Below are 18,185 nucleotides of genomic sequence, written 5' to 3' on the forward strand. Positions count from 1 at the left end.
AGGCGCGAGCGGCCTCGATGTACTGCGGCGTTTGAATCTCCTGTGCCGGATGCTGACCCGGCACCGTGCTTATGCCACGCACGCGACGGGCCCGCCGTGACTCAGTTCACGGGCACGGCGGTGCTGCCGCCGCAGGCGGCTTTTCTGTGAACTGGAACTGGGCCGGCAAGCGGCTGCCGATGCCGGCGCGCGCCCACGCGCGTCGGCGCCCGCAGCGATGCGGCGCGGCGCTTACAAGGCCTGCTTGAAGACCTGCCCGTCCTTCATGACGAAATCGACCTTCATCACCGCATTGATGTCCTCGAGCGGGTTGCCCGGCACGGCGACGATGTCGGCGCGCTTGCCGGCTTCGATCACGCCCTGGTCGTCGACGCCGAGCACTTCGGCGGCGCGGATCGTCGCCGCCTGCAAGGCCACCGCGGCGGGAATGCCGGCTTCGACCATGTAGAGGAATTCGCGTGCGTTGTCGCCGTGCGGGCCGACGCCCATGTCGGTGCCGAAGGCGATCTTGACGCCGTTCTTGTAGGCCTTGGCCGCGGTCTGCTGGATCAGCGAGCCGATCCGCGCCGCCTTCGGACGCACCACTTCCGGGAAGTAGCCGTCGATCTTGGCCTTGTCGGCGACGAAGCGGCCGGCATAGATGGTCGGTACGTACCAGGTGCCTTTCTGCTTCATCAGCGACATCACTTCGTCGGTCATGTAGGTGCCGTGCTCGATCGAGGTCACCCCGCCGAGCACCGCGCGCTTCATCCCTTCGGTGCCGTGCGCATGCGCGGCGACGCGATAGCCGTAGTCCTTGGCGGCGTCGACGATGGCCTTGACCTCGTCGACGGTGAACTGCGGCGCGTCGCCGGACTTGGCATAGGACAGCACGCCGCCGGTGGCGGTGATCTTGATCACGTCGCTGCCGTCCTTGTAACGCTGGCGCACCGCCTGGCGTGCTTCGTCGACCGAGTTGATCACGCCCTCGGTCGGGCCCGGCGGGCCGAGCAGATGCGAGAGGGTGGCGTTGTAGCCGTTGGTCGGGTCGGCATGGCCGCCGGTGGTGGCGATCGACTTGCCCGCGGCCCAGATGCGCGGGCCGGCGACCAGGCCCTGGTTGATCGCATCGCGCAGGTGCGGGCTGACTTCGCCGCCGAGGTCGCGCACGCTGGTGAAGCCGGCCATCAGGGTCTTGTTGGCATAACCGACCGAGCGGAAAGCGAAATCGACCGGGTCGAGGCGGAAGTCTTCTTCGTAGCTCTTCGGGCTGGACTGGTCGCCCAGGTGCACGTGCAGGTCGGTCCAGCCTGGCGTGCAGGTGTGGCCGGACAGGTCGACCGTGCGCGCGCCCGGTGCCTCGGCGCGGCCGTCGAGGACCTGCTCGACCTTGCCGTCGCGCACCACCACGGTGCGCGATTCCAGCAGTTTGCCGCTGCGCGCGTCGAACAATCGGCCGCACTGCAGTGCCATCGGTTCGGCCGCGACGGTGGGGGCGGCATAGGCCGGGGCAGCGGACAGGACGGCGATGACGGCGACGGCGAGACGGGTCATGTGCGGATTCCGGGACGAAGTTGGCCGATCTTAGCGGCCGATTCGGCCGCGCACCGTTGCCAAGGGTCATGCTTGACTGCAACTTGGGGGCCGATGCGGGCCGGCCGGACCGGAGGCCCGCATCGGCCGTACAGGCCCTTCGTCGGCATCCATCCGGTTCGTCCAGAACGAGTCGACCGTCATGATCAAGCTGTCGCTGTTGCTCGCCGCCGTCCTGTTGTCCGGGGCCGTCCAGGCCACCGATGTCCGCACCGCACCGGCTCCCGACCGCACCCGGGGCGGAGTCATCGGCAATCTGCCGAAGTTCTGCCCGATGGGGAAAACCGTCCGTCCGATCTACAACGAGAAGGGGCAGGTCGTCGCGTTCGAGTGCGTTTGAGCGCACGCCGGCGCCTGCGCCGGGGCGCTGCACCCGGGTCGCAGGCGTGAAAACCGAAGGCCGGTCCGCGAGGGCCGGCCTTCTTCGCCGGTGCCCGGGTGGGGCCGGCCAGAGCGGGGAGGGCGACCTGTCGCGGGTCTTGCGGCCGCAGCCGCGGCCGCCCGCGCATGGCGGGGCTTGGTGCGCTGCGGTAGGCTTGCCGGTCCTGTCCTTCCGCTCATGCCCGCCTGTGTCTACCGACGTCCCCCACGCCCCGCACGACCCCAAGAGTGAAACCAAGGCCTTCGACCCGAGCAGCGTCGAAACCGCCGCCCAAGGCTATTGGGACGCCACCCGCGCGTTCGAGGTCGACGAAACGTCGGACAAGCCCAAGTACTACTGCCTGTCGATGCTGCCGTACCCCTCGGGCGCGCTGCACATGGGCCATGTGCGCAACTACACCATCGGCGACGTGATCTCGCGCTACAAGCGCATGACCGGCCACAACGTGCTGCAGCCGATGGGCTGGGACGCGTTCGGACTGCCGGCCGAGAACGCCGCGATCAAGAACAAGACCGCGCCGGCGAAGTGGACCTACGCCAACATCGCCCACATGAAGGCGCAGCTCAAGACCATGGGCTATGCCATCGACTGGTCGCGCGAGTTCGCCACCTGCACGCCGGACTACTACGTCCACGAGCAACGCATGTTCGTGCGGCTGATGAAGCAGGGCCTGGCCTACCGCAAGAATTCGGTGGTCAACTGGGACCCGGTCGACCAGACCGTGCTCGCCAACGAGCAGGTCATCGACGGCCGCGGCTGGCGCACCGGCGCGCTGGTCGAGAAGCGCGAAATCCCGCAGTGGTTCCTCAAGATCACCGACTACGCCCAGGAGCTGCTCGACGGCCTGGACACGCTGCCGGGCTGGCCGGAAGCGGTCAAGACCATGCAGCGCAACTGGATCGGCCGCAGCGAAGGCCTGGAGATCCGCTTCGACGTGGTCGACGAGAACGGCGCCGCGGTCGAACCCTTGAACGTGTTCACCACTCGCCCCGACACCTTGATGGGCGTGACCTTCGTATCGATCGCCGCCGAGCATCCGCTGGCCGCGCTCGCCGCACAAAGCGACAGCGACCTGGCCGAGTTCATCGCCGAGCTGCGCCGCGGCGGCGTGTCCGAAGCCGAACTGGAAACCCAGGAAAAGCGCGGCCGCGACACCGGCCTGCGCGCGATTCATCCGATCAGCGGCGAAGCGCTGCCGGTGTTCGTCGCCAATTTCGTGCTGATGAACTACGGCACCGGCGCGGTCATGGCCGTGCCCGGCCACGATCAGCGCGACTGGGAATTCGCCAAGCGTTACCAGTTGCCGATCAAGACCGTGATCGTGCCCGACGCGGTGCGCGACGCGCTCGCCGAGATCGGCGAGGACGTCGCCACCCAGCACAAGGACCCGATGCGCAGCGCCCTCGGCGGCGCGGCCTCGGTCGACGTCTACGGCACCACCGCCGCGGTGCAGGTGGTCGAGGAATTCCAGAGCGGCATCGACGAGCAGGGCGCCTGGACCGAGCGTGGCTGGCTGGTCAATTCCGGCGACTTCGACGGCCTGGATTTCCAGCAGGCGCTCGACGCCCTGGCGACCAAGCTGGAGGCCGAAGGCCGCGGCGCGCGCCGGGTCAACTACCGCCTGCGCGACTGGGGCGTGAGCCGCCAGCGCTATTGGGGCTGCCCGATCCCGGTGATCCTGTGCCCGAGCTGCGGCGACGTGCCGGTGCCGGAGAACCAGTTGCCGGTGGTGCTGCCGGAAGACGTAGCCTTCAGCGGCGTGACCTCGCCGATCAAGGCCGACCCGGAATGGCGCAAGACCACCTGCCCGCAGTGCGGCGGCGCGGCCGAGCGCGAAACCGATACTTTCGACACCTTCATGGAGTCGAGCTGGTACTACGCGCGCTACACCTCGCCGGGCGCTTCCGAGCAGGTCGACGGCCGCGCCAACTACTGGCTGCCGGTCGACCAGTACATCGGCGGCATCGAGCACGCGATCCTGCACCTGATGTATTTCCGCTTCTATCACAAGCTGCTGCGCGACCAGGGCCTGGTGAACAGCGATGAGCCGGCGACCAACCTGCTGACCCAGGGCATGGTCATCGCCGACACCTTCTATCGCGACAACGGCGACGGCTCGAAGGACTGGATCAATCCGGCCGACGTCGAGATCGTGCGCGACGAACGCGGCCGCATCACCGGCGCCGCGCTCAGGGCCGACGGCCAGCCGGTGCAGATCGGCGGCACCGAGAAGATGTCGAAGTCGAAGAACAACGGCGTCGACCCGCAGTTGATGGTCGGCAAGTTCGGCGCCGACACGGTGCGTCTGTTCTCGATGTTCGCCGCGCCGCCGGACCAGTCGCTGGAGTGGAACGAAGCCGGTGTCGAAGGCATGGCGCGCTTCCTGCGCCGTCTGTGGACGATGGTCCACAAGCACGCCGCCGACGGCGCCGCGCCGGCGCTCGATATCGCCAGCCTGGACGCCGCGCAGAAGACCCTGCGCCGGCAGTTGCACGAGTGCATCCAGAAGGTCGGCGACGACTACGGCCGTCGCCACAGCTTCAACACCGCGATCGCCGCGGTCATGGAACTGCTCAATCACCTGGGCAAGTTCGACGATGCCAGCGGCAACGGCCGCGCCCTGCGCCAGGAAGCGCTGGCGGCGATCGTGTTGCTGCTCAACCCGATCACCCCGCATGCCAGCCACGCGCTGTGGCAGGTGCTGGGGCACGACGAAACCCTGCTCGAAGACCTGCCGTTCCCGGCGGTCGACACCTCGGCGCTGGCGCGCGACGCGGTGACCTTGGCGGTGCAAGTCAACGGCAAACTGCGCGGCACCATCGAAGTGCCGGTCAACGTCGCCAAGGAAGACGCCGAGCGTTTGGCCTTGGCCGAACCGAACGTGGTCAAGTTCATGGAAGGCCTGACCGTGCGCAAGGTGATCGTGGTGCCGGGCAAGATCGTCAACATCGTCGCGAGCTGAGTCGTCGCGTCGGGCCGGTAAGGGCGAAGGCACAGCAACAGCAAATCCCCCTGGCCCCCTCAACAGGGGGGCACCAGATGGTCGTGTTGCTGTTTGCGTCCGTTGCTGAGCTGCCGTTGTTGCTTTCCCCCCTTTGTTGAGGGGAGTAGGGGGATTTGCTCTTGGCCCGCTGCAAGTCTCGTGTCGCTGCAAGTCATTGCATCGCCTCCTCACCCAATCCACCCAGCCTGCCATGACTCCCATCCTCTATTGCCACCCCGATTCCGGTTTCAGCTACAAGGTCGCTTTGGCCCTGCGCCTGCTCGGTATCGACTTCGAGCAGCGCCACGTCGATATCCGCAGCCCGCGCGATCAGCGTTCGCAGGAGTTCCGCGAGCTCGCCGCGCACGGCGAAGTGCCGGTGCTGCGCATCGACGATCTGGTGCTGTGCCAGTCGAACGTGATCCTCGACTACCTGGCGACCCGCGCCGGCGCGCTCGACGGCCAGACCATCGAACAACGCCTGCACGTGCGCGAATGGCTGTCGTGGGAAGCCAACCGGGTCAGCCTCAACGTCGCGCATTCGCGCTACGGCCGTCAGTTCGGCCACTACGATCCGGCGGTGTTGGCCTGGTACGACCGTCGCTCGCTCGCCGATCTCGATCGCCTGCAGGCGCAGTTGAGCCGGACGCCGTGGCTGGCGGGCGAGGCGCCGACCATCGCCGATGTCGCCTGCAGCGGCTATCTGTTCTTCACCGTCGAGCCCTGGGCCGAGGCCGCCGGTTTCGCGATGCGCGACTGGCCGGAGCGCTGGCCGGCGGTGCAGGCCTGGCTCGACCGGCTCATGGCCCTGCCGGGCGCGCAGACGCCGCAGGCGCTGTTCGCGGGGCACGCGATCCGTTACTGAGCGCCGACGGCGTCGCCGGATCGGCGCGCCGCCCGTGCCCCGAACGCGGGCGCAGACGCAGCCACGGCTGCGACCGCTTCGACGCCAATGCGGTTCAGGCTTCCTATTGATGCCCGAAGCCGCCTCGTCCAGACTTCGCCACATGACGCCTCGCACCCCCTTTCTCCGCGCGACCGCCCGCACCTCGCTGGCGGTCCTCGTGCTGGCCTTGTCGGCCTGCGGTTTCCAGTTGCGCCAGGCCCTGACCCTGCCGCCGGACCTCGGTCCGGTGCGGGTGGTCTCCGCCGACCGCTACAGCCCGCTCGCCGAATCCCTGGCCCAGGCGCTGACCCGCGCCGGCGCGGTGCCGGCGACCGCCGATTCCAGCGAAGTGGCGGTGCTCGATCTGTTGTCCGAGCGTTGGGGCGACACCCCGGCCGCGCTCGACGAACTCGGCCGCGTGCAGGAATACAGCCTGCGCTACGCCGTCGCCTTCGAACTGCGTAAGGCCGACGGCACCGCCCTGGTGCCGCGCCAGAGCATCGAACTGGCGCGCGACTACGTCTCCAACCCGGTCAACGCGATCGGTACCGAAGGCGAACGCGAAATCCTGATGCGCGAAATGCGTCGCGAGATGAGCGCCGCGGTGTTGCGCCGCGTCGGCGCCGTCAGCGAACGGCGTTGATCTTCGCTCACGGCCTGCGTCGGCGATCATGGAACTGACGCCCGAGCGTCTGCTCGCCCAACTCGACAGCGAAGCCCTGCGGCCGGTCTATCTGATCGCCGGGCCCGAGCCCTTGCGCGTGCTCGAAGCCGCCGACGCGGTGCGCGCCGCCGCGCGCAAGCAGGGCATCGACGAACGCGAGGTGTACGAGGCCGAAGGCAATCAACGCGAACCCGACTGGAACGCGTTGTCCGGCGCCTTCCGCGCGCCGAGCCTGTTCGCCAGCCGGCGCCTGATCGAGCTGCGCCTGCCCAGCGGCAAGCCCGGCAAGGAAGGCGCCGAAGTGATTTCCGATTTCTGCGCCGACCCGCCGCACGACGTCAACCTGCTGATCACCGCGGGCGAATGGAGCAAGCAGCACGGCGGCAAGTGGAGCGAAGCGGTGGGCCGCGTCGGCCACATCGCCGTGGCCTGGGCGATCAAGCCGCACGAACTGCCGGAATGGATCGAACGCCGCCTGCGCGCGCGCGGCCTGCGCGCCGATCGCGATGCGGTGCAGAGCTTGGCCGAGCGCGTCGAGGGCAATCTGCTCGCGGCCGCGCAGGAAGTCGACAAGCTCGCCCTGTTGTCCGACGGCGAGACCATCGACCTCGAACGCATGCAGACCCTGGTCGCCGATGCCGCGCGCTTCGACGTGTTCCGCGTGCTCGACGCGGCCATGAACGGGCAGGGCGGGCAGGTCTCGCGCATGCTTGCCGGCCTGCGCGCCGAAGGCGAGGCGGTGCCGGCCTTGCTCGGCATGGTGGTGATGGAATTGCAGCGCACCGCCGCATTGGCGCGGGTCAACGCGCGCGGCGGCAACATCAACGCCGAATTCAAGGCGCAGCGGATCTGGGACTCGAAGCAGCCGATGTACCGCCGCGCCCTGCAGCGTCACGACGCCCGCCGCTGGGAGGCCTTGTTGGCCCAGGCCGGCCGCGTCGACCGCATGGCCAAGGGCCGCGAGAGCGGCGATGCCTGGGTCGCGCTGGAGCGTTTGTTGCTGGCCGTCGCCGAGCCGCGCGCGCTGCGCCTGCTCGCGGTGTCCGGCGCCTGAGTCGCCGCCCATGGGCTTGCTGGTCTTCTACGGCGGCACCTTCGATCCGATCCACGACGGTCATCTGGCGATCGCCCGCGCCGCGCGCGACACGCTGCGCGCGCAGGTGCGGCTGATGCCCGCTGCCGACCCGCCGCACCGCGCCTTGCCCGGCGCCAGCGCCGAGCACCGCGCGCGCATGCTCGACCTGGCCGTGGCCGGCGAAGACGAACTCATGGTCGACCGGCGCGAACTGCGCCGCGAGGGCCGCTCCTACACGGTCGAGACCCTGCGCGAAGTCCGCGCCGAGGTCGGCCTGGAGCAGCCGCTGGCGCTGTTGGTCGGCGCCGACAGTTTTCTCGATTTGCCGAAGTGGAAAGAGTGGCAGGCCTTGTTCGGCCTGGCCCATTTCGTCGTCGCCGAGCGCCCCGGCAGCCCCCTCGAAGCCGAGCGCATCGCATTCGCAGCAGGTCGCGAGACAGCCCAGGTCGAGGCCTTGAGGCAGGCCCCGGCCGGACGGGTTTTCCGCCTGAACCAGCCGCTCCATGCCGAATCGGCCAGCCAGGTACGTTCGCTGATCGGCGCCGGGCAGCCCTGGCGCGAATACGTTCCGGCGGCCGTCGCCGGCTATATAGAACGTCATGGTCTGTATGGCGTGCGAGCCCTACGCGGCGCTTCGGTATAATCCCGGCACACTCCCCGTCACGCAGAGCCGATTTCCCCTTGACCAGCCAAGCCCAAGTCATCAAGACCCAGCTGCCGAACCCGCCGCCGCCGATCGCGTTGTTGCTCAAGACGGTCCACGCCGCGGTCGAAGAACTCAAGGCCAAGGATGTCGTCGAAATCGATGTGCGCGGCAAGAGCAGCGTCACCGATTACATGGTGATCGCCTCCGGCACCTCGACCCGTCACGTCAAATCCATCGCCAACGAAGTCGTCAAGTTCGCCAAGAACCTCGACGTCATGCCGCTGGGCGTCGAAGGCGAGCGCGAGGCCGAGTGGGTGCTGGTCGATCTGGGCGACGTCGTCGTCCACGTCATGCTGCCGCGCGTGCGCGAGTTCTACGCCCTCGAGCGTCTGTGGACGGTCGGCGACCAGCCGCCGCCGCCGGAAGGCTACGAAGGCAAGTTCGAGACCGACGACGAAGATCGCTTCTGAGAAGGCCGCGCCTGATCCGAAGGTTTCGCAGCGAAGCAACGACGGCGCCCGAGGGCGCCGTCGTCGTTTGCGGGTGCATGCCTCGCGCTTCGTAGCCACAGGCAGCGGCGGCCGAGCCAGAACGCGCCCACCCTGGGCAAAGAAAAGGGCGCCCGAAGGCGCCCTTTGCAAAACGCGAACCGCGGGTATCAGTTGCGCGACTGCAGCTTCGACAGCAGGCGCAGGAACTCGATGTACAGCCACACCAGGGTCACCATCAGGCCGAACGCGCCGTACCACTCCATGTACTTCGGCGCGCCTTGCTCGACGCCGGTCTCGATGAAGTCGAAATCCAGCACCAGGTTCATCGCCGCGACCACCACCACGAACAGGCTGAAGCCGATGCCGATCAGGCCCGATTCGTGGATGTAGGGGATGTTGATGTTGAACAGGCCCAGCACCATCGTGGCCAGGTAGATCAGGAAGATGCCGCCGGTGGCCGCGGCCACGCCGAGCTTGAAGTTCTCGGTCGCCTTGATCAGGCCCGAGCGATACGCGAACAGCAGCGCGAACAGGGTGCCGAAGGTCAGCATGACCGCCTGGATCACGATGCCCGGGAACTTGGCCTCGAAGATCGACGAGATCGCGCCGAGGAAGAAGCCCTCGACCAGCGCGTACAGCGGCGCGGTGACCGGCGCCCAGGTCTTCTTGAAGGTGGTGACCAGGGCCAGGATCAGGCCGCCGATCGCGCCACCCCAGACATAGGGGCCGGCGCCGATCGCGCCGAGCTCGGTGATCTGGACCTGGCTCCAGGCGAAGGACGCGGTGATGACGGTCAGCAGCAACAACACGCCGGTCTTGTTGACCGTACCGTTCAGGGTCATCACCTGGTCGCCGCCGCGCACGACCGAGCCGGTGCCGAGGTCGAGGAAGGTCGAGTCCTTCAATGCGGGATTGCCGCTGCGCATGGTCTTGCTCCTTGGAAAAACGCGGTTTCGAGAATGAATACTAGATAGGGTCGAAGCATACATCGCACAAGCGGCGGCGGCTCGGGCAGGGCGGTGCGGCGCCGGTAACGCACGATTGACAGGGAGCAAAGCGCCGCCCACACTATGCGGCCTTTCGCGGTCTTGGCGTGTCGCGGGAGTCCCGGCTCGGGGTATAGCTCAGCCTGGTAGAGCGCCAGCTTTGGGAGCTGGATGTCGTGGGTTCGAATCCCTCTGCCCCGACCATCCATCGAGCAAGCTCGGCCGTCAGTTAAGATGTAATCTGGCGCCCGTAGCTCAACCGGATAGAGCACCGGCCTTCTAAGCCGGTGGTTGTGGGTTCGAGTCCCGCCGGGCGCGCCAAAAAAGTTTTCGTAAACGTGCGTTCGTGTTTCAATAACGTGCGTTGCAGTAGCAGGTTTATGGTGGATGTAGCTCAGTTGGTTAGAGCACCGGATTGTGATTCCGGGGGTCGCGGGTTCAAATCCCGTCTTCCACCCCAAAGTGTTGTGCGGTGCTGATTTTTTCTGTATAGTTCCGCACCTAGTTTCACCGGGCTGTTAGCTCAGTTGGTAGAGCAGTTGACTCTTAATCAATAGGTCCAAGGTTCGAATCCTTGACAGCCCACCAAAATCGAAAGGCAGCTGGAGCGATCCAGCTGCCTTTTTCTTTGTCCGCGATTTTTGCCTGCAGCGCCTGCAATAAACGCGCGGCATTCGTCGCCGCCGAGCGGCGCGCGAACGCGGACGACGGCGGTCAGCGGTTGCCTTGCATCCACGAATAGGCGATCAAGGTCCGTGTCGTGGCCGGTGCGCATCGCCACAGCGCGCCGCCAAGGCGCAGGACTTCCCAACTGCATGCGAAGTCGGGCCGGCTGCCCGTGCCCGGGTGATCCTCCGATAGGTTGCGGTGGCTTGGGCGCGAGGCGCTTTTTTTCGGCGCGACGGCTAGAATGCGTCGGCCGCATCCACGCGATGCCGGCCCTGGGCGAAAGTGGCGGAATTGGTAGACGCACTGGATTTAGGTTCCAGCGGGTAACCCCCGTGCGGGTTCGAGTCCCGCCTTTCGCACCACGCAGGCGGGTCGGCACCCATCCGCCATGAATGCACCATTGGCAGGATGACCCGACCGGCCCTCGGCCTGGCCGCGCCAGCCTCCGGCTTCAGGGGTTGCCCCAGCCAGCCGCCGTGCCAGCCACTCCCGTCCAGCCGGCTTCACTGCGCGCCAGACCGCCTCCAAACCCGCCCTCGGCTGCGACCCAGGTCGCGAATTCCGCCGCTTCGGCCCCAGTAAGCCCGTCCGGACGGCTTTTCCGCCCCCAGGCGCTGGCAGGCCGGCCCGTAATCGGCCAAACTAGCAAGTTCCGCTGGCCGGCGAGGGTCTCGTCGATAACGGCGGCCGGACAAGATCATCAACATCGTGCTGCGGCGAGTGCCGTGGTCGCAGGAGTGGATATGCAAGTTTCGCTCGAATCGCTGGGCTCGCTCGAACGCCGACTGACCTTCAGCCTCCCGGCCGAGAACCTGGAAAACCAGGTCGGCGGCCGCCTGCGCGAAATCGCGCGCGGCGCCAAGATCAAGGGCTTCCGCCCCGGCAAGGTGCCGACCAAGGTCATCGAGCAGCGTTTCGGCGCGCAGGTGCGGGCCGAAATCCTCGACGGCATGCTGCGCGAAAGCTTCGGCAACGCCATCCGCGAGGAAAAGCTGCAGATCGCCGGTAACCCGCGCATCGAGCCGGCCAACGAAAGCGGCGAGACGCTGTCCTACGTGGCGACCTTCGAGGTCGTGCCGGACTTCGGCGACATCGACGTGGCCAAGCTCAACATCGTCCGTCACGTCGCCGAAGTCGCCGACGCCGACATCGACGCGATGATCGAAAACCTGCGCCTGCAGCGCCGCACCCTGAAGTCGGTCGATCGCGCCGCCCAGCAGGGCGACGTGGTCGAGCTGGAGACCTGGACCCAGGTCGGCGAGGAGCGTTTGCCGGCCGAAGGCGCCGAGCACGGCAGCACCGTGATCGGTTCGGAATCCATGTTCAAGCCGCTCGAGGACGCCCTGGTCGGCCTCAAGGCCGGCGAAGAAACGGTCGCCGAAGTCGAATTCCCGGCCGAATGGCGCGCCCCGCAGCTCGCCGGCCAGAAGGCCAGCGTGCACCTGAAGCTGAACCACGTCTCCGAGCCGGTCCTGCCGGACGTCGACGCCGAGTTCATCAAGAGCTTCGGCGTGAAGAGCGGCGATGCCGAGCAGTTCCGCAACGACATCCGCACCAACCTGGAGCGCGAGCTCAAGGGCGCGTTGATGACCCGCTTGCGCCGCGAAGTGGGCGAGCAGCTGATCGCCGCCTACGAGTCGGTCGAAATGCCGCCGAAGCTGGTCGAGAACGAAGCCCGCGACATGGTCTGGCAGACCGTCGAGCAGGCGCGCCGCCAGGGCCGCCAGATCGAAGCCCCGGCCGACGCTCACCTGAACTACATGGACGCAGCGCGCAAGCGCGTGCTGGTCGGCCTGCTGGTCGGCGAGATCGCCCGCCGCCACGAGCTGCGCCTGGAGCCCAAGCGCGTCAACGAGACCCTGCGCCTGATCGCCTCGACCTATGAGGAGCCGCAGCAGGTGATCGACCTGTACCGCAACGACCAGCAGCTGATGGCCGGCTTGCAGAACCGCGTGATGGAAGAGCAGGTGATCGACTGGATCGCCGAGCGCGCCCAGCACACCGAGCAGCCGCTGTCGTTCAGCGAAGCGATCCGCCCGGCCTGATCGGCAGTTTCGAGCTTTCCCGATCGGGCGTGCTAGGCGGCAATGCCGCTTTTAGCAATCGCGCCTCTTGCGCTGCGGTCCGGCCGGCCCCAAGTTGGCCGGACCGCGCTTGCATTACAAGCGCACTCCACGTCAGCCAATAGGTGCCGTTGAAATGGACAACCGAACCAAAGCATTGAATCTGGTGCCGATGGTGGTCGAACAGACCAGCCGCGGCGAACGCGCCTACGACATCTATTCGCGCCTGCTCAAAGAGCGCGTGATCTTCCTCGTCGGCGGCGTCGACGACCATGTCGCCAACGTGATCGTGGCCCAGATGCTGTTCCTGGAGGCAGAGAATCCCGAAAAGGACATCAGCCTCTACATCAACTCGCCGGGCGGCGTGGTCACCGCCGGCATGGCGATCTACGACACCATGCAGTACATCAAGCCGGACGTGAGCACGATCTGCGTCGGCCAGGCCGCCAGCATGGGCGCGCTGCTGCTCGCCGCGGGCGCCAAGGGCAAGCGTTACGCCCTGCCGAACTCGCGCGTGATGATCCACCAGCCGCTCGGCGGCTTCCAGGGCCAGGCGACCGATATCGACATCCACGCCCGCGAGATCCTGACCCTGCGTCAGCGCCTCAACGAGATCCTGTCCAAGCACACCGGCCAGGCGCTGGAGACGATCGCGCGCGATACCGAGCGCGATAACTTCAAGAGCGCCGAAGCCGCGCGCGAATACGGCCTGATCGACCAGGTCCTCGAGCGCCGTCCCGACGACTCGGTCCAGGCTGCCTGACCGTTCGTCCAGACGCGCAAACCCTTGATCGCACTGGGTAACCGCCGCCAGTCCCGCCCGCAGGGCGGGGCCGGGGGGTGTGTTATTCTCGGGCTGCGATAGCCGAACGGCCATTTTGGCGCTTGCCGAGATGGCCAATCGGGAATATGAGTACGATTCGAGCACCAACGGGCCAAAGCATGACCGACGATCGACAAGGACGCAGCACGGGCGACAGCAACAAGATCCTGTATTGCTCGTTCTGCGGTAAAAGCCAGCATGAAGTCCGCAAGCTGATTGCGGGCCCGAGCGTCTTCATCTGCGATGAATGCGTCGAGCTGTGCAACGACATCATCCGCGAGGAGCTCGAGGAGAAGGCGCAGTCGGCCCGCAGCCATCTGCCGAAGCCGCGCGAGATTCTCGAAGTGCTCGACCAATACGTGATCGGCCAGCAGCGCGCCAAGCGCACCCTGGCGGTGGCCGTATACAACCATTACAAGCGCATCGAGAGCCGGCAGAAGAACGACGACGTCGAATTGTCGAAGTCGAACATCCTGCTGGTCGGCCCGACCGGTTCGGGCAAGACGCTGCTGGCCGAAACGCTGGCGCGCCTGCTCAACGTGCCGTTCACGATCGCCGACGCGACCACCCTGACCGAAGCCGGTTACGTGGGCGAAGACGTCGAGAACATCATTCAGAAGCTGCTGCAGAAGTGCGACTACGACGTCGAAAAAGCGCAGCAGGGCATCGTCTACATCGACGAAATCGACAAGATTTCGCGCAAGAGCGACAACCCGTCGATCACCCGCGACGTGTCCGGCGAAGGCGTGCAGCAGGCGCTGCTGAAGCTGATCGAAGGCACCATCGCCAGCGTGCCGCCGCAAGGCGGGCGCAAGCATCCGCAGCAGGAATTCCTGCAGGTCGACACGCGCAACATCCTGTTCGTGGTGGGCGGCGCGTTCGCCGGCCTGGACAAGATCATCCAGCAGCGCAGTACCGAGGCCGGCGGCATCGGTTTCGGCGCCAAGGTCAAGAGCAGCGAGCGCAAGATCGACATCGGCCGCATCCTGGCCGAGGTCGAGCCGGAAGACCTGATCAAGTTCGGCCTGATCCCCGAGTTCGTCGGCCGCCTGCCGGTGGTCGCCACGCTCGAGGAACTCGACGAAGCGGCGTTGATTTCGATCCTCACCGAGCCGAAGAACGCGATCACCAAGCAGTTCCGCAAGCTGTTCGAGATGGAGAGCGTCGAGCTCGAATTCCGTCCCGACGCGCTCGCGGCGATCGCCCGTCGCGCGCTCAAGCGCAAGACCGGCGCGCGCGGCCTGCGCACCATCGTCGAATCGGTCCTGCTGGACACGATGTACGAGCTGCCGTCGCTGGAGAACGTCAGCAAGGTGGTCGTCGACGAGTCGGTGATCGAGCACAAGTCCGAGCCGTACCTGATCTATCAGACGCCGCCGGCGCAGCCGAAGGTCGCTGCGGCCGAGTAAACCCCGAACGCCCCGGCCCTGCCGGGGCGTTTGCTATCCGGGGCCGGCAACGGCCGGCCGGAGCGGCAGGGCGGCTGCCGCGATGCGCATCCCGACCGGGCGCTCGGTGCGCGAGGTGCTGATTGACCTGTCATCCGCCGCCCGCAAACGCATCGGCCGGCTTGCCCCTGTTTCTCCTGCGCCGGACCGAGAGGCCCCGCGGACGCCGCTGGCCGGCCTGCGCCATGCGCCGGCCGGGACTGCTTCGGCTGGCTCCCGGCAGGCCTCAGGGCCGCTCCCGGGCCCCGCCTGTCCGATCCGGGCCGTGGGCGGCGTCTGATCGGGTAAGGCGCCGCATCGTCGCGGCCGGGGAGGGGAGATCGGCCATCGTCGGGTCGGACTGCGACGCCCGGTTCCGTGCATCTGTGCCAGTCAAATGTCAGTGGCTTGTGATACTGAACGCTTGGCTGGAACATTGAGTGCCGTAATCGCCTCAATGTCTTGATTGGCAAGGGTTTGGCGCATGCTGGCGGCGTTGGGACCAATGTCGTGCTTGCATCGTTCGGGCGCCAACCCCATAAATCGGGCGTGGCCGCCGTAGTGGCTGCCTAACGCATACATCTGGAGTCCGCATGTCCGACCGTACCGAACACGAAATCCTGCAACTGCCGGTGCTGCCGCTGCGCGACGTGGTCGTGTTTCCGCACATGGTGATCCCGCTGTTCGTCGGCCGCGACAAGTCGATCCGCGCCCTCGATCTGGCGATGGAATCCGATAAGCGCATCCTGCTGGTCGCGCAGAAATCCGCCGAGACCGACGATCCGGTCGCCGAGGATCTGTACGAGATCGGCACGCTCGCGCAGGTGCTGCAGTTGCTCAAGTTGCCCGACGGCACCATCAAGGTCCTCGTCGAAGGCGTGTCGCGGGTCAAGGTCGGCGACGTCCTCGAACGCGACGGCGCGCTGTCCGGCCAGGCCGACGTGGTCGAGCCGGTGATCGACCGCGAAGAGCGCGAAGTCGAGGCGATCGCGCGCTCGCTGATGGGCTTGTTCGAGCAGTACGTCAAGACCAACCGCAAGCTGCCGCCGGAGCTGATGCAGACCCTGGCCGGCATCGACGAACCCGGCCGTCTCGCCGACACCGTCGCCGCCCACCTGGGCGTGCGCATCGGCGACAAGCAGAAGCTGCTCGAGACCCACGCCATCGGCGCGCGCCTGGAACAGCTGGTCGGCCTGGTCGACGGCGAAATCGACGTGCAGCAGTTGGAGAAGCGCATCCGCGGCCGGGTCAAGTCGCAGATGGAGAAGAGCCAGCGCGAGTACTACCTCAACGAGCAGATGAAGGCGATCCAGAAGGAGCTCGGCGAGATCGACGATGCGCCCAACGACGTCGACGAGCTCGCGCGCAAGATCGCCGAGGCCGGCATGCCCAAGCCGGTGGAAACCAAGGCCAAGGCCGAGCTCAACAAGCTCAAGCAGATGTCGCCGATGTCGGCCGAGGCCGCGGTCGTGCGCAACTATCTCGACTGGCTGCTCGGCGTGCCGTGGAAGAAGCGCAGCAAGATCCGCAAGGACCTCAAGGCCGCGCAGGACGTCCTCGACGCCGACCACTTCGGTCTGGAAAAGGTCAAGGAGCGCATCCTCGAATACCTCGCCGTGCAGACGCGGGTGAAGAACATGAAGGGCGCGATCCTGTGTCTGGTCGGTCCGCCGGGCGTGGGCAAGACCTCGCTGGGGCAGAGCATCGCCAAGGCCACCAACCGCAAGTTCGTGCGCATGTCGCTCGGCGGCGTGCGCGACGAGGCCGAGATCCGCGGCCACCGACGCACCTACGTCGGTTCGATGCCGGGCCGCATCGTCCAGAACCTCAACAAGGTCGGCAGCAAGAACCCGCTGTTCGTGCTCGACGAAATCGACAAGATGTCGATGGATTTCCGTGGCGACCCGTCTTCGGCATTGCTGGAAGTGCTCGATCCGGAACAGAACAATTCCTTCAACGATCACTACCTCGAAGTCGACCTCGACCTCAGCGAAGTGATGTTCGTGGCGACCTCCAACTCGCTCAACATTCCCGGCCCGCTGCTGGACCGCATGGAAGTGATCCGGATCCCGGGTTACACCGAGGAAGAGAAGCTCAACATCGCCATGCGCTATCTGCTGCCCAAGCAGATCAAGGCCAATGGTTTGAAGGTCGAGGAAATCAAGATCGCCGAATCGGCGGTGCGCGACATCGTGCGTTACTACACGCGCGAATCCGGCGTGCGCAACCTCGAGCGCGAGATCTCCAAGATCTGCCGCAAGGTGGTCAAGGAAATCGCCCTGGCCGGTCCGAAGCTCAAGAAGGACAAGGACGGCGCGATGAGCGTCGGTTCGAAGAATCTCGAGAAATACCTGGGCGTGCGCCGTTTCGATTTCGGCCGCGCCGAAGAGCAGAACGAGATCGGCCTGGTCACCGGCCTGGCCTGGACCGAAGTCGGCGGCGACCTGCTCCAGGTCGAAGCGACCCTGGTGCCGGGCAAGGGTCAGTTGATCCTGACCGGCCAGCTCGGCGACGTCATGAAGGAATCCGCATCGGCGGCTTTGTCGGTGGTGCGTTCGCGCGCCGAACGGCTCGGCATCGATGTCGAGTTCCTGCAGAAACACGACGTGCACGTGCACGTGCCCGAAGGCGCGACGCCGAAGGACGGCCCGAGCGCGGGCATCGGCATCGCCACCGCATTGGTGTCGATGTTGACCAAGAACGCGGTCAAGGCCGACGTCGCGATGACCGGCGAAATCACCTTGCGCGGACGCGTGCTGCCGATCGGCGGGCTCAAGGAAAAACTGCTCGCGGCGCTGCGCGGTGGCATCCGCACCGTGATCATTCCCGAGGAGAACCGCAAGGATCTTTCCGACCTGCCCAAGAGCGTGATGCAGGGCCTCAAGATCGTGCCGGCGCGTTGGATCGACGAGGTGCTCGACCTCGCGCTGGAACGTCCCATCGCACCGACGCCGCCCTCCGGCGAGGGCGAGCTGCCGGTGCGCGACGGCGGCAAGACGGCTGCGCAGCCCGACGTCAAGCATTAAGTCGGGCCGTCGGTCGGAAACCCGAAAAAAGCGCTGAAAGCCGCGTCGCTGCTAGCTTTCACGCTTGCGCCCCCAAAATGCCGCTGGTATAACGACCGCAACCGCGCTGCAGGAAATCCTGCTTCTGCAGCGCGGCACGCTTGATCGGGACGTACGCCTGCTGGCGTAGATCCGATTCTCAGAACACGCGGTCCAATCCGCACAGGAGTCAAGAAAATAATGAACAAGGCCGATCTCGTAGGGGCAGTTGCCGAAACCGCCGAGCTGTCGAAGACCGACGCTACCGCCGCCGTCGATGCATTGATCGACGTCGTCACCAAGGCGCTCAAGAAGGGCGACACTGTTACGCTCGTAGGCTTCGGTACCTTCCAGGTGCGCGCGCGCGCCGCCCGCCAGGGTCGCAATCCGAAGACCGGCGAAACGATCAAGATCGCAGCGTCGAAGAATCCTTCCTTCAAGGCTGGCAAGGCGCTGAAGGATGCTGTAAACTAA

General features: G+C 66.4%; 14 protein-coding genes and 5 tRNA genes. 17 read left to right on the top strand and 2 right to left on the bottom strand.

Features of this window, described 5'->3' with window-relative positions; genetic code table 11:
• Positions 1-231: 231 nt before the first annotated feature.
• Positions 232-1,533, bottom strand: a complete 1,302-nt coding sequence (locus LC490_RS03480; protein WP_031372496.1) for an amidohydrolase family protein — start codon at positions 1,531-1,533, stop codon at positions 232-234.
• 181 nt (positions 1,534-1,714) lie between these two features.
• On the opposite strand from LC490_RS03480, the gene LC490_RS03485 reads away from it, so the two are divergent.
• The 7 genes from LC490_RS03485 to rsfS all read left to right on the top strand — a co-directional run bounded on the left by LC490_RS03485 (position 1,715) and on the right by rsfS (position 8,678).
• Positions 1,715-1,912: a hypothetical protein gene (locus tag LC490_RS03485; RefSeq protein WP_031372497.1), complete on the top strand. Its 198-nt coding sequence runs from the start codon at positions 1,715-1,717 to the stop codon at positions 1,910-1,912.
• 229 nt (positions 1,913-2,141) lie between these two features.
• Entirely contained in the window at positions 2,142-4,916 is a 2,775-nt protein-coding gene (gene leuS, locus LC490_RS03490) for a leucine--tRNA ligase (RefSeq protein ID WP_223619324.1), read from the top strand.
• A gap of 232 nt (positions 4,917-5,148) precedes the next feature.
• Complete coding sequence (locus LC490_RS03495; RefSeq protein ID WP_223619325.1) at positions 5,149-5,802, top strand: glutathione S-transferase family protein; 654 nt, start codon at positions 5,149-5,151, stop codon at positions 5,800-5,802.
• A 142-nt stretch (positions 5,803-5,944) separates the two neighbouring features.
• On the top strand, positions 5,945-6,466 hold the full coding sequence (gene lptE, locus LC490_RS03500; protein WP_051885094.1) for an LPS assembly lipoprotein LptE: 522 nt from the start codon (positions 5,945-5,947) through the stop codon (positions 6,464-6,466).
• A 28-nt stretch (positions 6,467-6,494) separates the two neighbouring features.
• Positions 6,495-7,541, top strand: coding sequence for a DNA polymerase III subunit delta (gene holA, locus LC490_RS03505; RefSeq protein ID WP_031372501.1), 1,047 nt, complete (start codon positions 6,495-6,497; stop codon positions 7,539-7,541).
• Positions 7,542-7,551: 10 nt separating this feature from the next.
• Positions 7,552-8,205, top strand: a complete 654-nt coding sequence (gene nadD / locus LC490_RS03510; protein WP_223619326.1) for a nicotinate-nucleotide adenylyltransferase — start codon at positions 7,552-7,554, stop codon at positions 8,203-8,205.
• 38 nt (positions 8,206-8,243) lie between these two features.
• Positions 8,244-8,678 carry a ribosome silencing factor gene (gene rsfS, locus LC490_RS03515; RefSeq protein ID WP_036148873.1) on the top strand — a complete coding sequence of 145 codons (435 nt, stop codon included), beginning with the start codon at positions 8,244-8,246 and terminating at the stop codon, positions 8,676-8,678.
• 188 nt (positions 8,679-8,866) lie between these two features.
• On the opposite strand, the gene LC490_RS03520 is transcribed toward rsfS, so the two are convergent.
• Positions 8,867-9,625, bottom strand: a complete 759-nt coding sequence (locus tag LC490_RS03520; RefSeq protein WP_031372504.1) for a Bax inhibitor-1/YccA family protein — start codon at positions 9,623-9,625, stop codon at positions 8,867-8,869.
• Positions 9,626-9,812: 187 nt separating this feature from the next.
• Here LC490_RS03520 and LC490_RS03525 point away from each other — a divergent pair.
• The 10 genes from LC490_RS03525 (at position 9,813) to LC490_RS03570 (ending at position 18,185) form a co-directional block, all read left to right on the top strand.
• Positions 9,813-9,889: transfer RNA gene (locus LC490_RS03525), tRNA-Pro, on the top strand.
• A 40-nt stretch (positions 9,890-9,929) separates the two neighbouring features.
• Positions 9,930-10,006: transfer RNA gene (locus tag LC490_RS03530), tRNA-Arg, on the top strand.
• Between the two features lie 62 nt (positions 10,007-10,068).
• Positions 10,069-10,145, top strand: a tRNA-His gene (locus LC490_RS03535).
• A gap of 52 nt (positions 10,146-10,197) precedes the next feature.
• Positions 10,198-10,273, top strand: a tRNA-Lys gene (locus LC490_RS03540).
• A 357-nt stretch (positions 10,274-10,630) separates the two neighbouring features.
• A tRNA-Leu gene (locus LC490_RS03545) sits at positions 10,631-10,716 on the top strand.
• A 381-nt stretch (positions 10,717-11,097) separates the two neighbouring features.
• Positions 11,098-12,399, top strand: a complete 1,302-nt coding sequence (tig, locus tag LC490_RS03550; protein WP_031372505.1) for a trigger factor — start codon at positions 11,098-11,100, stop codon at positions 12,397-12,399.
• Positions 12,400-12,553: 154 nt separating this feature from the next.
• Positions 12,554-13,180, top strand: coding sequence for an ATP-dependent Clp endopeptidase proteolytic subunit ClpP (gene clpP / locus LC490_RS03555; protein ID WP_031372506.1), 627 nt, complete (start codon positions 12,554-12,556; stop codon positions 13,178-13,180).
• Positions 13,181-13,359: 179 nt separating this feature from the next.
• The gene (gene clpX, locus LC490_RS03560) at positions 13,360-14,649 is read left to right on the top strand and encodes an ATP-dependent Clp protease ATP-binding subunit ClpX (protein WP_031372507.1); all 1,290 of its coding nucleotides are present in this window, start codon (positions 13,360-13,362) and stop codon (positions 14,647-14,649) included.
• A 611-nt stretch (positions 14,650-15,260) separates the two neighbouring features.
• Entirely contained in the window at positions 15,261-17,693 is a 2,433-nt protein-coding gene (lon, locus tag LC490_RS03565; protein WP_031372508.1) for an endopeptidase La, read from the top strand.
• 219 nt (positions 17,694-17,912) lie between these two features.
• Complete coding sequence (locus tag LC490_RS03570; protein ID WP_031372509.1) at positions 17,913-18,185, top strand: HU family DNA-binding protein; 273 nt, start codon at positions 17,913-17,915, stop codon at positions 18,183-18,185.

Origin of the sequence: Lysobacter sp. ESA13C, from assembly GCF_019970005.1 — a bacterium.
Lineage (GTDB): Bacteria > Pseudomonadota > Gammaproteobacteria > Xanthomonadales > Xanthomonadaceae > Lysobacter > Lysobacter antibioticus_B.

Coding starts and splice junctions, on each gene's coding strand:
- LC490_RS03480 (WP_031372496.1), bottom strand. CDS start 1,533: ATGACCCGTCTCGCCGTCGCCGTCATCGCCGTCCTGTCCGCTGCCCCG.
- LC490_RS03485 (WP_031372497.1), top strand. CDS start 1,715: ATGATCAAGCTGTCGCTGTTGCTCGCCGCCGTCCTGTTGTCCGGGGCC.
- LC490_RS03495 (WP_223619325.1), top strand. CDS start 5,149: ATGACTCCCATCCTCTATTGCCACCCCGATTCCGGTTTCAGCTACAAG.
- lptE (WP_051885094.1), top strand. CDS start 5,945: ATGACGCCTCGCACCCCCTTTCTCCGCGCGACCGCCCGCACCTCGCTG.
- holA (WP_031372501.1), top strand. CDS start 6,495: ATGGAACTGACGCCCGAGCGTCTGCTCGCCCAACTCGACAGCGAAGCC.
- nadD (WP_223619326.1), top strand. CDS start 7,552: ATGGGCTTGCTGGTCTTCTACGGCGGCACCTTCGATCCGATCCACGAC.
- LC490_RS03520 (WP_031372504.1), bottom strand. CDS start 9,625: ATGCGCAGCGGCAATCCCGCATTGAAGGACTCGACCTTCCTCGACCTC.
- tig (WP_031372505.1), top strand. CDS start 11,098: ATGCAAGTTTCGCTCGAATCGCTGGGCTCGCTCGAACGCCGACTGACC.
- clpP (WP_031372506.1), top strand. CDS start 12,554: ATGGACAACCGAACCAAAGCATTGAATCTGGTGCCGATGGTGGTCGAA.
- clpX (WP_031372507.1), top strand. CDS start 13,360: ATGACCGACGATCGACAAGGACGCAGCACGGGCGACAGCAACAAGATC.
- lon (WP_031372508.1), top strand. CDS start 15,261: ATGTCCGACCGTACCGAACACGAAATCCTGCAACTGCCGGTGCTGCCG.
- LC490_RS03570 (WP_031372509.1), top strand. CDS start 17,913: ATGAACAAGGCCGATCTCGTAGGGGCAGTTGCCGAAACCGCCGAGCTG.